Raw genomic sequence first — 13,318 nt, 5'->3', positions numbered from 1 at the left:
CACGGGCGGGTGCATAGCGCCGTTGCGCGGGACAGCCGACAGCGGCGGGTGCGGTGCGTGCAAAACGGTCCTCCCGCCGTCGAACGTCCTCCGTCCCGGGACGCTAAGATGGATGCCATGACTAGCATGACGGACCCTCTCGAAAACGACCCGATGCGCGAGCTTTCCGGGGCTGGAACGTCCACGGCAACCATCGAGCGCGAAGAGCTGCGGCAGGAAGTGGAGCCGGGTGACCGGGAACGCTTCTCGCACTATGTGCGCAAGGAAAAAATCATGGAATCCGCGCTGACGGGTGATCCTGTCATTGCCCTGTGCGGCAAAGTGTGGACGCCGGGCCGGGATCCGCAGAAGTTCCCGGTGTGCCCCATGTGCAAAGAGGTTTATGACGGCCTCCGCCCGGGCAACGACGGCGGCAAGGGTCCCGGAGGGGACTCGGGCAACAACAAGTAGTGACGGAGACGCTCTTTGGCGGCCCCACCCTGCCACCGGCTTATCCGGAACGCGCAGCCTGGGGAACCGCCCAAAAACTCCGTGCCTGGCAGCAGCAAGCCCTTGACCTCTACTTCCGGACCGATCCCCGAGACTTCCTGGCCGTAGCAACTCCCGGCGCCGGCAAGACCACCTTCGCGCTGCGCGTGGCCTCCATGCTCATCGAATCAGGGGCGGTCAACCGGGTCACCATCGTGGCGCCCACGGACCACCTGAAACGGCAGTGGGCCGACGCCGCTGCCAAGGTGGGCATCGCCATCGACCCCAACTTCAAGAACTCCGACGGTCAGCACGGCCGCGGTTTTGTCGGCGTCGCTGTCACATACGCGCAGGTGGCCAGCAAACCCATGCTGCACCGCGCCAAGACCGAGGCCGCCCGCACGCTGGTGATCCTTGACGAGATCCACCACGGCGGCGAAGCCCTGTCCTGGGGCGACGGCCTCCGCGAAGCGTTTGACCCTGCGGCACGGCGGCTCTCCCTGACCGGTACGCCGTTCCGCTCCGACACCTCGCCCATCCCGTTTGTTGAATACGCGCAGGACAAGGACGGCATCCGGCGCTCGAAAGCGGACTACACCTACGGCTACGGCAATGCCCTGCGTGACCACGTGGTGCGCCCGGTCATGTTCATGGCCTACTCGGGCCAGATGCGGTGGCGCACCAGTGACGGCGAGGAAATGGCGGCCTCTCTGGGCGAGTCCGCGGTCACCAAGGACATCACGTCGCAGGCGTGGCGGACGGCGCTGAACCCGGCCGGGGAATGGATTCCCGCTGTCCTGGCGGGGGCGGACAAACGCCTCAGCGAAGTGCGCCGCACCGTTCCGGACGCCGGCGGGCTGGTCATCGCCACGGACCACGAGGATGCCAGGGCCTATGCCGGGCAGCTGAAAAGGATCACCGGCGAATCGCCCACCGTGATCCTTTCCGACGACGCCAAGGCCTCCAGCAAGATCGAGGAATTCACCGTGAGCGAGAAACGGTGGATGGTGGCCGTCCGCATGGTGTCAGAAGGTGTGGACGTGCCCCGGCTCTCCGTCGGCGTCTATGCGACGTCCACCTCGACGCCGCTGTTCTTCGCCCAGGCCGTGGGCCGCTTTGTGCGCGCCCGGAAACGCGGCGAAACGGCCTCGGTCTTCCTACCGTCCGTGCCGACGCTGATGGCCCTGGCCAACTCGATGGAGGCCGAACGCGACCACGCGCTGGACCGCCCCGAGAAAGAGGACAGCGACGGCCTGTTCAATCCCGAGGACTCGCTGATGGAAGAGGCCAACCGGGAGGACAAGGCGTCCGACAGCCTTACCAAGGGCAAGTTCGAGGCCCTCGACTCGCAGGCGTCCTTCGACCGGGTATTGTTCGACGGCGGCGAGTTCGGCACCGGGGGAGAAGTGGGCTCGGAGGACGAACTGGATTTCCTGGGCATCCCCGGACTGCTGGATGCCGAGCAGGTGGGGACGCTGCTGCGGCAGCGCCAGCACGAACAGCTCAACCGCAAGAACCGGCGCGCACCGGCAGCAGAGCCGGCCGCCGCGGCGCCGGCCATACCGGACCACCGGATGCTGATGGACCTGCGCAACGAACTGGCCAAGAACGTGGCGGCCTGGTCGGCGCGGACCGGAACCCCGCACGGTGTGGTGCACACGAAGCTGCGGACCGTCTGCGGCGGCCCTCCAGTGGCCCAGGCGAACGAGGAACAGCTTCAGTCCAGGCTGCGGAAGCTCCAGGACTGGTTCATCGGCCGGAAGTAGTACTTACGCGACTTCGACGCCGCCCAGCTCCATTTCGGCGACGGCATCCTCCAGGTCCTCGGCAATGCCGGCGGTGAGTGAACGGATGACCGTGACGGAGTAGCCGGCCTGGACCGCGTCCAGCGAGGTGGCCATCACGCAGAAGTCGGTGGCGATCCCCACCACTACAACGTCCTCCACGTCGTGGCTTTGCAGCCAGTCGTCCAGTCCGATGGCGTTGTCCGCGGGTGCGTAGGCTTCTGCGTCAGCGGGCATGGCGCCCGGCTGGCGTTCCCCGGTGGGGACGGCATCCTCAGGTGCCAGCAGGCCCTCAAAGCCGGAGTACGCCGCGGCGAACTGGCCCTTCTGGAAGTAGGCCTGGATGTATTCGCTGTCCAGGTCCGGATGGAGTTCCGCGCCGCGCGTGCCGGCCACGCAGTGCCGCGGCCAGCTGTCCTTGTGATCGGGCGTGTCGGAAAAATGCGCGCCGGGATCGATGTGCCAGTCCTGGGTGGCAACTATGTGGTCGAACTCATTGTGATGGGCGTCCACGTACTCGCTGATGGCTCCGGCAACACCGGCACCGCCGGCGACGGCCAGGGAGCCGCCCTCGCAGAAGTCGTTCTGGACGTCAACGATGATCAGGGCGCGGGACATCAGTTCTCCTCGTAGATGGTGGGGATGGCAGGCTCGCCGCGCTGCAGGCGGTTGACGACGCCGGGCAGTTCGGCCATGGTGTCCGCGTGCCGTTGGCGGGCGCGGACCACACCCTCGTGTCCGGTCCAGCCCGGCAGCAGCTCGCCGTTCTTCATAAACTGCTGAAGCAGCGGCCGGTCGTTGCCGTCGTCATCGGGGCGGTGGCCAATGCCCACAATTTCCTGGGTGGCCACCCCCCGCTCGTTGAGCTTGCGCAGCGCGTACTTCCGGCCGCCCATGCTGGTTTTGTTCTTGGCGGTTTTTGCCACGGAGACGAAATTGCCGGCGTCGTCGGTGCGGCTGACGAGCTTGTAGACCATGCTCGCGGTGGGTGCACCGGAACCGGTGACCAGCGAGGTGCCCACACCGTAGGAATCCACCGGGGCGGACTGCAGCGCGGCGATGGCGAACTCGTCCAGGTCCGAGGTGACCACGATCTTGGTGTTCACGTTGCCGAGCTCGTCCAGGAGGCGCCGGACCCATTGGGCCTGGGCCACGAGGTCGCCGGAGTCCAGCCGGACGCCCCCCAGCTTGGGCCCCGCCAACTTGACGGCGGCATGCACGGCTGCTTCGACGTCGTACGTGTCCACGAGCAGCGACGTGCCGGGTCCGAGGGAGGCGATCTGCGCCTCAAAGGCTTCCCGCTCGGTGTCGTGGAGGAGCGTGAAGGAGTGCGCGGCGGTCCCTACCGTTTTGATGCCGTACCGGAAGCCGGCCTCGAGGTTGGAGGTGCTGTCGAACCCGGCAATGACGGCGGCGCGGGCTGCCGCGACTGCCGATTCCTCGTGCGTCCGCCGGGATCCCATTTCAATGCAGGGCCGGTTGCCGGCCGCGGTGATCATGCGGGAGGCGGCGGAAGCGATGGCACTGTCATGGTTCAGGACCGAGAGCAGGTAGGTTTCCAGCATGCAGGCTTCGGCAAACGTTGATTCGACAATCAGGATGGGGGAGTTGGGGAAGTACGCCTCGCCCTCCGGGTAGCCCCAGATGTCACCGGAAAAGCGGTAGTTCGCCAGGTAGTCCAGGGTGTCCTGGTTGACCACACCGGTCCGTCCCAGGAAGTCCAGCTCGGCTTCGCCGAACTGGAAGTCGGCGATGCCCTCCAGCAGGCGGCCCGTTCCCGCCACAATCCCGTACCGCCGGCCGTCCGGCAGGCGCCGGGCAAAAGCCTCGAAGACCGACCTGCGGTGTGCGGCTCCCGAGTGCAGGGATGCCTGCAGCATGGTCAGCTCGTAGTGGTCTGTGTAAAAGGACGTGCGGGGATGGTCCCAGCTGGCGGAGGTACTCACAAAATTCACTCTAGTGTGCATCCCCATAGAATGGACAGATGACCTTAAGCGTTGCGCTCGGCCCTGATACACAGGAGGGCACCCGGACCGGGACAGAGGCGTCCACCGACTCCCTGACCGCCCCGGACATCCCTTGGAACCTGGTGATCTGGAACGATCCCGTCAACCTGATGAGTTACGTCAGCTATGTCTTCCAGAGCTACTTCGGCTACTCCGAGTCCAAAGCCAACAAGCTGATGATGGAAGTCCACAAAAAGGGCCGGTCCATTGTTGCCCACGGCAGCAAGGAACAGGTTGAGCGGCATGCCGTGGCCATGCACGGCTTCGGCCTCTGGGCCACAGTGGAGAGGGCCTCCGGCGGGAATGGTGGAAGCTCCAAAAACTCAGGAAAATCCGGCGGGTCCGGGCAGGGCAAGGGGAAACGTGGCTAAGGCATTCAAATACGGGCTCAAGGGCATCACCGGGTTCCTGGAACCCGCCGAACGGGAACTGCTCCGCAGCCTGATCGATGACGTCATCTCCATGCTCCAGCCGGCCGAACACACCAGCCAGGATCCGCTGGCCGCCCTGATCGGACTGGATATGGACGTCCAGGAACCGACGGACCGTGCCGTTAAGCGGTTGCTGCCCAACGTGATGAAGAACGACGACGGCGCGTCCCTGGAGTTCCGCCAGCTCACCGAGCGCTCGCTGCGGGAAACCAAGATCGGCGCGCTGCGCGCAGCCGCCCTGGACCTGGACAGGGACGAAGTTGTCCTCACCGCCGAAGGGGCAAGGTTCTGGTCCATGGCCCTGAACGATGTGCGCCTGGTGCTGGCGGAACGCCTGGATATCCGGGATGAAGAGGACGCCGAACACGTGCACCTGATGCAGGACTGGTCCCAGGCCGAAGACGTGGAAAGTTACCTCGCCCTGGTGTACAACTTCACCACGTGGCTGCAGGAATCACTGGTCCAGGCGATGCTCCAGTCCCTGGACTCACGGGCCTGAACTGCTGTCCTGTTCCGGGATTCGACCGCCAATGTGACAAATTTGACATGAGTCGGGCGCCACAATGTGATGGCTGCGGCCCCGGGGAAGACCTATCCTCGAATAATCATGACTACAGCCTCGAGCATGGATCCGTCAGGCGCAGCCGCATCGGACTCCGCAGCCAGCAGCACCACCGCGCAGGTGGGGTCCCGCCCCATCGGTATCTTTGATTCCGGTGTCGGCGGACTGACCGTGGCGCGGTCCATCATCGACCAGCTCCCCAACGAGTCCATCCTCTATGTGGGGGATACCGCCAACGGGCCCTACGGGCCCTTGCCCATTGCCGAAGTCCGCGCCAACGCCCTGGGCGTGATGGACGAACTGGTGGACTCCGGCGTCAAGCTGCTGACCATTGCCTGCAACTCGGCGTCGGCCGCTGTCCTGAGGGACGCCCGCGAGCGGTACACGGCGAAATACGGCATCCCCGTCATCGAGGTGATCCAGCCGGCCGTCCGGCGGGCTGTCGCTGCCACCCGCAGCGGGCGTATCGGCGTCATCGGAACCTCCGCCACCGTTGGTTCACGGGCTTACGAAGACACGTTCGCCGCCGCGCCGGACCTGGCGATCACGTCTGTGGCCTGCCCCGAGTTCGTGAGCTACGTGGAGGCCGGGATCACCACCGGACCCGCCTTGCTGGCTATTGCCGAAGAGTACCTGGCGCCGCTGAAGGCGGCAGGCGTGGACACCGTGGTGCTGGGCTGCACGCACTATCCGCTGCTGACCGGCGTCATTTCGTTCGTGATGGGCGACGCCGTGACGCTCGTGTCCAGCGCGGAGGAAACGGCGAAGGACGTGTACCGGGCCCTCGCCACCCACGACCTTCAGCGCACTGCTGTAACTCCGCCGGAACACCACTTCATCGCCACCGGTGACGCCGGCCAGTTCGAAACGCTGGCCCGCCGTTTCCTGGGCCCGGAGGTCCTGTCCGTCCGGCACGTGGACCATGTGGCGGCCCAATACCCCACCGGCAGCCTGGCGCGGATCACGCCCGAGATGATCGCGGCCGCGCAGACCGCCAGCGCCCGGCAGTCGTCGTCGGGACCTCGGATTTCGAACTTTGTGGGCGCCCACCGGGCCGGAGGACCTGCCCTGTGAAGCTCACCATCGTCGGCTGCACCGGCTCGTTTCCCGGCCCGAGCTCCCCGGCGTCCTGCTACCTCCTGACCGCCAGCGACGGCGAGCGGACGTGGAAGATCGTGATGGACCTTGGCAGCGGAGCCCTTGGCGCCATCCAGCGATACACGGACCTTGAGGACATCGACGCGATCTTCCTCACCCACCTGCACCCGGACCACTGCATGGACTTGTGCGGCCTGCACGTGGCCGTCCGCTGGAAGCCCGGCGGCTGGGGACGCGGCAGGATTCCGGTGTGGGGCCCCGCCGCGACGGCGGACCGGATGGCCACCGCCTACGGCCTGGAGCTCGATCCGGGGATGCACGAGGAATTCGACTTCACCAACTGGACCGAAAGGGAATCCGTCACGGTGGGGCCGTTCACGGTGACGCCGTTCGCGGTGAACCATCCCGTAAAGGAGGCCTACGCCCTGCGGGTGGAAGTGACCGAACCGGACAAGCAGGGCAACGCGGTCAGCCGGATCCTGACGTATTCCGGGGACACCGATTCCTGCGCCGGGCTGGAGGAAGCGGCAAAGAACGCTGACCTGTTCCTGTGCGAGGCCGCCTTTGAGGAAGGCCGCGACGACGACATCAAGGATGTCCACCTGACCGGAAAGCGTGCCGGCGAGGCCGCGGAGAGCGCGGGCGCACGCCGGCTGTTGCTCACGCACATCCCCGTCTGGACATCGCCCACCACTGTTATGGCCGAAGCGCGCCCCGTGTTCGGCGGCGACGTGGCCGTTGCCGTGGCCGGTGTGCACTACACCGTCTAGGGCCCCTTGGCCGACGGCCTGCTGTCCGCACCGCCGGAACCTGTTTCACCGACCGGGCCGTCCCAGGACCAGTGCGGGATGCGGAGCCCGTCCGGCACGTCCTCTGCTGAGCGCTGGTAACGGGACATCGTGGTGGTGGCCGCCCAGGTGAAGTAATTGTGCAGCACCTTGCGCACCGGATCGTCATCAGCGAGCCCGACGTCGGCCAGCGCTTGGTCGAAGCAGGCGACCGCCCTGCGGTCCATGTCCTCATGCGGGCCGTTGCCGCTGTGCAGCCGAATCACTGATGTCTCGTCACCATACGAGTCTGAATACACGGGCGGGCCACCCAACGCCTCCGTCCAATAGGCTGCGAGCCGGTGGCTGTGCTGCGGATGGAATCCGTGGCTGAACGCGTGGCTGACTACCTCGTCAGCCATTACCCTTGCATGCCAGGCGTTGGCCAGCCTCAGGAAAAAGTCGGCACTGCCGGCAGCCTCGTACACCGTCTGCATACTGCAACGATGACATGCTGCACCGGACAGGGGGAAGGGCTGTCCGTGGCAGGACGTCCCACGGCGAGTCGATAAGCTAAAGGCATGACTTCTGAAGCAACCGCAGTGCCCGTAGTGCGCGCCGATGGCCGCGCCCCCGACCAGCTCCGCCCCATCAGCATCACCCGCGGATGGTCCAAGCAGGCCGAGGGATCGGCCCTCATCGAGTTCGGCAACACCAGGGTCCTGTGCACGGCGTCCCTGACGGCGGGCGTGCCGCGCTGGCTCAAGGGCGAAGGCCGCGGCTGGGTCACGGCGGAGTACGCCATGCTTCCACGGGCCACCAACACCCGTTCCGACCGCGAATCTGTCAAGGGGAAAATCGGCGGGCGGACCCACGAGATTTCCCGGCTGATCGGACGCTCGCTGCGTTCCATCATTGACACCAAGGCCCTGGGCGAAAACACGATCGTCCTGGACTGCGACGTCCTCCAGGCCGACGGCGGAACGCGCACCGCGGCCATCACCGGCGCCTACGTGGCACTGGCGGACGCCATCCGCTTCGCCCGCGACAACAAGCTGATCGCCAAGAACGCCCAGCCCCTGATCGACACGATCGCAGCGGTTTCGGTGGGCATCATCGACGGCGTGCCCATGCTGGACCTGCCCTATGTTGAGGACGTCCGCGCCGAAACCGACATGAACGTGGTGGTCACCGGATCCGGGAAGTTCGTGGAAGTCCAGGGCACCGCAGAGGGAGCTCCCTTCGACCGGGACGAGCTGAACCAGCTGCTGGACCTGGCCCTCCTGGGCACCACCGCCCTGGCGGCGATCCAGCGCGAAACCCTCGCCGACGCACTGTGAACCAGGACGCTGTGACCCCGAACGCTGAACCTGACGGCGCGCCCGTACCGCGCCTCGTCCTGGCCACGCACAACAAGGGCAAGCTCAGGGAGCTCCGGGAGCTGCTGCGCGGACAGGTCCCCGGGCTCGACGTCGACACGCAGGTGGTGGACGCCGCGGCGGTGGGTGCGCCAGACGTCGTCGAAACCGGCGTGACGTTCGCCGAAAACTCGCTGCTGAAGGCGCGGGCCGTTGCGGAGGCCACCGGGCTGGTGGCCATCGCCGACGATTCGGGGCTGGCCGTGGACGTGCTGGGCGGGGCGCCCGGAATCTTTTCCGCGCGCTGGTCCGGCCGGCACGGTGACGACGCCGCCAACCTGAAGCTTCTGCTGGACCAGCTCTCCGATGTCCCCGACGGGCACCGGGGAGCCGCGTTTGTCTGCGCTGCGGCCCTGGCTGTCCCGGGACCGGGCGCTGGGAGCCGCGAAGTGGTGGAGTACGGCCAGCTTGAGGGGACCCTCCTGCGCGAACCCCGCGGCAACGGCGGCTTCGGCTACGACCCCGTGCTGCAGCCGGCCGGCGGGGACCGCAGCTGCGCTGAATTGTCAGCGGCGGAAAAGAACGCGATCAGCCACCGGGCGAAGGCCTTCCGGGCACTCCTGCCGGCCATTGTCGACGCACTTGCGCGGCAGTAGGGCACACACCCGAAACGCCGTCTAACAGCTAAGGGAGCCCCACAATGGTGGGGTTCCCTTAGTTTTGTCTTTGGAGCCAGCGCCGGCCGGCGGCGCTTCAAGGTACTAGTCGCGGTGGGTTTTCCGCTCGGCTTCGGGTTCGTGCTCCTCAATGAATTCGTCAACGGGGTCGGTGCCGAACTTAGCCGCCTGGCGCTTGGCGGAAATTCCGCGGAGTACTTCGATGCCGATCGGAATCACGGAGACCAGCACGATGACGATGAAGATGATGTCCAGGTTCTCCCGGACCCACGGGACCCTGTCACCGAGCAGGTAGCCCAACAGCGTGACGCCGCTGCCCCACAGGACCGCGCCGATCACGTTGAACAGGAAGAACTTCTTCTTGTTCATCTGGGCCACGCCAACGATCACGGGCACGAAGGTCCGGATGATTGGCACGAAGCGGGCGAGGATCAGCGCCTTGCCGCCGTGCTTTTCGAAGAAGGCGTGTGCGTTCTCCACGTTTTCGCGCTTGAAGAGGCGGGAGTTCGGCTTGTTGAATATGGCGGGACCGGCCTTGGAGCCGATCAGGTAGCCGGTCTGGTTGCCGATGATGGCGGAAATGGTGATCAGGAGCGCCAGGAGCCAGACATTGAACTGGATGGTGTCCGTTGCCACCAACAGCCCTGCCGTGAACAGCATCGAATCGCCGGGAAGAAAGAATCCCACCAGCAGGCCGGTCTCGGCGAAGACAATTCCGCAGACCAGCAGCACCACCCAGGGCGCAAGTGCGGGATCGGCCAGGAAAATCTGGGGGTTCAGCCAGTCGGGCAGGAAGGAGGCCAGCTGCGGCTGGACCGGTCCTGCACCACCCAGCATGGGCGCGGCAAGGTCGCTGATCGCAAGAAAGTTCACCTCCTTAGGGTACTTGACGCACCAGGGCATCCTGGTTGTATGGTTAGTTACACAAGTAACTAACCAGTGAGGCTTTTTGGCCTCGTGGATGAGGATCAAGGCGGCGCCAGTGATAGACGACAGCAGGCCGATCTTCCTGCAGATTGCCGCACTGATAGAAAACGACATCGTGGACGGCAACCTCCCGGAGGAATCCCAGGTCCCGTCCACCAACGAGTTCGCGGCGTTCCATCGGATCAACCCGGCCACGGCAGCAAAGGGTGTGAACCTCCTGGTGGAGGAGGGAATCCTCTACAAAAGGCGGGGGATCGGCATGTTTGTTTGCACAGGTGCCCGGGCGGCTTTGGTGGCGCGGCGGACCCAGGAATTCTTTGAGCAGTACGTGCGGCCGCTCGCAGCGGAGGCACGCAAGCTGGGCATTCCACCGGACGAGCTCAGCCGCATGATCACCCGCGGCGCAGAGGCCGCGACGGCAGCGGACGGCAACCAGGAAAGGAGCGCGGCACTATGAACGAAACAGTGGTTGAAGCAAGGAATCTCACAAAACGGTACCGGGATGTCCTGGCACTCGACGACGTGAGCATCAGTCTTTCAGGGGGCCGGATCTACGGCCTGCTGGGACGTAACGGTGCCGGCAAGACCACCCTGATGTCCGTCTTGACGGCGCAGGCGTTCGCCACCTCGGGGGAGGCGCTGGTCTTCGGCGAGCCGGCGTACGAAAATGACAGGGTCCTGTCCCGGGTCTGCTTTATCCGCGAATCGCAGAAATACCCCGATGACTTCACGCCGTTCCATGCCTTTAAGGCCGCGCGGCTGCTGCTCCCCACTGGGACCAGGCGTTTGCCGAACGGCTCATCAGTGACTTCGGACTCCCGGTCAAGCGGCGGATCAAGAAGCTCTCCCGGGGGCAGCTGTCCGCCGTGGGCGTGATCATCGGCCTGGCGTCACGGGCGGAGCTGACGTTCTTTGACGAACCCTATCTCGGGCTTGATGCGGTTGCCCGGCAATTGTTCTACGACCGGCTCCTGGCCGACTTCACGCACTATCCGCGCACGATCGTCCTGTCCTCCCACCTCATTGACGAAGTGGCCAACCTCCTGGACCACGTCATTGTGATCGATGCGGGAAGGATCCTTATCGATGCCGAGGCGGACGCGCTGAGGGGGTCCGCGACGACGCTGGTGGGCCCGGCAGGCAAGGTGGACGCGTTCCTCGCGGGCAGGAAGGTCCTGCACCGCGAGACCATGGCCTCGCTGGCGTCGGTCACTGTTGACGAAGCCCTCAGCCCCGTGCAGCGGGCGGAAGCCGCCAGGGTGGGACTGGAAGTGGTTCCCGTGTCCCTGCAGCAGCTCGTTATCAGGAAGACCGTGGACAACCACACCCGGCGCCAGGCACCAGGTGACGGACCGGAACGCGATGCATTGGAGGCAGCACGATGAGCAAGGCAATGGCGGTGGCGCGGATGCAACTCGTCACCAAATGGACATATCTGGGGAACCCGCTGGTCATTCTCGCGGCGGCCTTTCTCCTCTCGATCGCCATATTCGCCCTGATCCCGGTGGACGAGCCCAAGTTCGGCGGCGGCAGCCAGGCTCCGCTCTGGTACTTCATGGTGCTGGGCATCCAGAGCATGACGCTGGCTTTCCCGTTTTCGCAGGCACTGAGCGTGAGCCGCCGGGCCTTTTACCTGGGCACGCTGGGCCTGTTTTCCGTGCTGGCCGTGGCCATGACGGCCATCTACCTGCTGGGCGGCATCGTTGAACGGGCCACCAACGGCTGGGGCGTCAATGGATTCTTCTTCGCCCTCCCGTGGGTCGCGGACGGGCCCTGGTACGGCACGGCGGTGTTCTACTTCACCATCATGATGTTTATGTTCATCATCGGCTTCTGGTTCGCCACGATCTACAAACGCTGGGGGACCATCGGGATGCTGATCTCCCTGATCGGCTCGGCCGCTTTGTTGCTTGGCATTGTGGCGCTGGCGACGCTGAACCAGTGGTGGGGGAGCATCGGCTTCTGGTTCGTCCAGCAGACACCGCTGACCATGGGCGCCTGGGCTGCCGCCCTGTGTGTGGTGCTTGCCGGCGGCTCCTACCTCACGCTGCGGCGAGCGATTCCCTAACCCGCCACCGGCGTCGGACGCGTGATATCCGCGACAGGGCCGCCCTGGTGACACGGGAACGGGCCTGTCCGGCGGTAAAGTATGGGCCGTGGGTTTGGACTTTACGGCGATCGACTTCGAGACGGCCAATGGCTTCCGGGGTTCACCGTGCGCGGTTGGCCTCACAAAAGTGCGCGGCGGGCGCGTGGTGGATGAGGCGTCGTGGCTGATGCGGCCTCCGGTCAACCACGACCACTTCGAGTACCACAACGTCAGGGTCCACGGCATCAAGGCCACGGACGTCGCGGGCCGTCCCCGCTTCGGTGACCTGTTCCCGGAGATTGGCGCCTTCATCGGGGACGACATCCTGGCGGCGCACAACGCGGCCTTTGACCTGGGAGTGATCCGGTCAGGGCTTGAGGTTTCCGGCCTGCCCGGCCCTGCCTACGACTACGTCTGCACCGTGATGCTGGCCCGGCGCTGCTACTCCCTGGTCTCCAATTCCCTGCCGTTCGCCGCGGAGGAAGCCGGCGTGCCGCTGGTCAATCACCACGACGCCGCAGAAGACGCCCGCGCCTGCGCCGGCATCCTGATCGACATCGCTGCGCGGAACAACGCCAACAGCATTGCAGAGCTCTACCTGTCGCTGGGCCTGGTCCTGCCGCATCAGGAGGCGTTTGACCCGGCGCACGATGTCCTGTCCAAAGCCAGCCTTACCGCCCTTGCCGGCGCCGCTGGCGGAAACAGCGCGGCGCTGGTGCGCCCGTTCCTGTCCGGGTGGCCGGAGGAGGGCGACAACCCCGTCCCCAATGCCGACGCCGAACCCTCCCACCCGCTGTACGGCCAGACCGTCGTCTTCACCGGCGAGCTCTCCATGGCCCGGCCGGAAGCGAAGGTGCGTTCGGCCGAGCTGGGTGCCCGGCCGGAAAGCCGGGTAACCGCCCGCACCACGGTGCTGGTGGTGGGTGACGGCTTTGTGGCCGCGGACCTGCGGTCCGGCAGGCTGACCGGCAAGGCCCGGCGCGTCCTGGAGCTCCACGACCGCGGCCAGCCCATCGAAGTACTCTCCGAAGGCGAGTTCCTGCAGATGGTGGGCGGCTGAGCCGCACGCTTTGTCCGCATGCTGTGATTCCGGCTGCACGGATCCGGCCCGGTGTTCATCCGGCGCAACAAATCTTCCCTGCGGCGGGCCC

At 65.8% G+C, this 13,318-nt stretch carries 15 protein-coding genes and 1 pseudogene; 12 read left to right on the top strand and 4 right to left on the bottom strand.

What is annotated here, in order from left to right:
* Positions 1-108: 108 nt before the first annotated feature.
* Positions 109-450, top strand: a complete 342-nt coding sequence (locus ACX80V_RS00640) for a DUF3039 domain-containing protein (RefSeq protein ID WP_056349372.1) — start codon at positions 109-111, stop codon at positions 448-450.
* Positions 450-2,234 carry a DEAD/DEAH box helicase gene (locus tag ACX80V_RS00635; protein WP_485841572.1) on the top strand — a complete coding sequence of 595 codons (1,785 nt, stop codon included), beginning with the start codon at positions 450-452 and terminating at the stop codon, positions 2,232-2,234. Before ACX80V_RS00640 ends, ACX80V_RS00635 begins: the two co-directional genes overlap by 1 nt.
* Before the next feature lie 3 nt (positions 2,235-2,237).
* Here ACX80V_RS00635 and ACX80V_RS00630 read toward each other — a convergent pair whose 3' ends face one another.
* Together ACX80V_RS00630 and ACX80V_RS00625 are read right to left on the bottom strand one after the other, a co-directional pair.
* A complete protein-coding gene (locus ACX80V_RS00630; protein ID WP_485841571.1) occupies positions 2,238-2,870 on the bottom strand; it encodes an isochorismatase family protein in 633 nt (210 codons plus the stop codon).
* Positions 2,870-4,198, bottom strand: coding sequence for a nicotinate phosphoribosyltransferase (locus ACX80V_RS00625; protein WP_485841570.1), 1,329 nt, complete (start codon positions 4,196-4,198; stop codon positions 2,870-2,872). The genes ACX80V_RS00630 and ACX80V_RS00625 overlap by 1 nt, the downstream gene beginning before the upstream one ends.
* A gap of 38 nt (positions 4,199-4,236) precedes the next feature.
* Between ACX80V_RS00625 and clpS the strand changes: the two genes are divergently transcribed.
* The 4 genes from clpS to ACX80V_RS00605 all read left to right on the top strand — a co-directional run bounded on the left by clpS (position 4,237) and on the right by ACX80V_RS00605 (position 7,119).
* Positions 4,237-4,629 (top strand): ATP-dependent Clp protease adapter ClpS, encoded by a 393-nt coding sequence (clpS, locus tag ACX80V_RS00620; RefSeq protein WP_485841569.1) that lies wholly within the window; start codon positions 4,237-4,239, stop codon positions 4,627-4,629.
* On the top strand, positions 4,622-5,188 hold the full coding sequence (locus ACX80V_RS00615) for a DUF2017 domain-containing protein (protein ID WP_141140950.1): 567 nt from the start codon (positions 4,622-4,624) through the stop codon (positions 5,186-5,188). The genes clpS and ACX80V_RS00615 overlap by 8 nt, the downstream gene beginning before the upstream one ends.
* Positions 5,189-5,257: 69 nt before the next feature.
* Positions 5,258-6,325 (top strand): glutamate racemase, encoded by a 1,068-nt coding sequence (murI, locus tag ACX80V_RS00610; RefSeq protein ID WP_248760027.1) that lies wholly within the window; start codon positions 5,258-5,260, stop codon positions 6,323-6,325.
* Positions 6,322-7,119, top strand: coding sequence for an MBL fold metallo-hydrolase (locus tag ACX80V_RS00605; RefSeq protein ID WP_248760028.1), 798 nt, complete (start codon positions 6,322-6,324; stop codon positions 7,117-7,119). The genes murI and ACX80V_RS00605 overlap by 4 nt, the downstream gene beginning before the upstream one ends.
* Here ACX80V_RS00605 and ACX80V_RS00600 read toward each other — a convergent pair.
* Positions 7,116-7,613, bottom strand: coding sequence for a group II truncated hemoglobin (locus ACX80V_RS00600; protein WP_058932037.1), 498 nt, complete (start codon positions 7,611-7,613; stop codon positions 7,116-7,118). The two genes, ACX80V_RS00605 and ACX80V_RS00600, sit on opposite strands and share 4 nt — an antisense overlap.
* A gap of 84 nt (positions 7,614-7,697) precedes the next feature.
* Between ACX80V_RS00600 and rph the strand changes: the two genes are divergently transcribed.
* Positions 7,698-8,456, top strand: coding sequence for a ribonuclease PH (rph, locus tag ACX80V_RS00595; protein WP_058932038.1), 759 nt, complete (start codon positions 7,698-7,700; stop codon positions 8,454-8,456).
* A gap of 11 nt (positions 8,457-8,467) precedes the next feature.
* Entirely contained in the window at positions 8,468-9,130 is a 663-nt protein-coding gene (gene rdgB / locus ACX80V_RS00590; RefSeq protein WP_485841568.1) for an RdgB/HAM1 family non-canonical purine NTP pyrophosphatase, read from the top strand.
* Between the two features lie 105 nt (positions 9,131-9,235).
* On the opposite strand, the gene ACX80V_RS00585 is transcribed toward rdgB, so the two are convergent.
* Positions 9,236-10,009 carry a DedA family protein gene (locus ACX80V_RS00585; RefSeq protein WP_104061292.1) on the bottom strand — a complete coding sequence of 258 codons (774 nt, stop codon included), beginning with the start codon at positions 10,007-10,009 and terminating at the stop codon, positions 9,236-9,238.
* Between the two features lie 124 nt (positions 10,010-10,133).
* Here ACX80V_RS00585 and ACX80V_RS00580 point away from each other — a divergent pair, with 124 nt between their 5' ends.
* The 4 genes and pseudogenes from ACX80V_RS00580 (at position 10,134) to ACX80V_RS00565 (ending at position 13,227) form a co-directional block, all read left to right on the top strand.
* Entirely contained in the window at positions 10,134-10,535 is a 402-nt protein-coding gene (locus ACX80V_RS00580; protein WP_248760032.1) for a GntR family transcriptional regulator, read from the top strand.
* Positions 10,532-11,463: pseudogene (locus ACX80V_RS00575) on the top strand (ABC transporter ATP-binding protein). The gene ACX80V_RS00580 and the pseudogene ACX80V_RS00575 overlap by 4 nt, the downstream one beginning before the upstream one ends.
* Complete coding sequence (locus ACX80V_RS00570) at positions 11,460-12,146, top strand: hypothetical protein (protein WP_058932041.1); 687 nt, start codon at positions 11,460-11,462, stop codon at positions 12,144-12,146. Before ACX80V_RS00575 ends, ACX80V_RS00570 begins: the two are co-directional and overlap by 4 nt.
* An 88-nt stretch (positions 12,147-12,234) precedes the next feature.
* On the top strand, positions 12,235-13,227 hold the full coding sequence (locus ACX80V_RS00565; protein ID WP_485841567.1) for a 3'-5' exonuclease: 993 nt from the start codon (positions 12,235-12,237) through the stop codon (positions 13,225-13,227).
* Positions 13,228-13,318 lie beyond the last annotated feature (91 nt).

Source organism: Pseudarthrobacter arbutini (assembly GCF_054510915.1).
The sequence above is the reverse complement of the archived record's forward strand: the minus strand, read 5'-3'. Positions and strand labels throughout refer to the sequence as shown.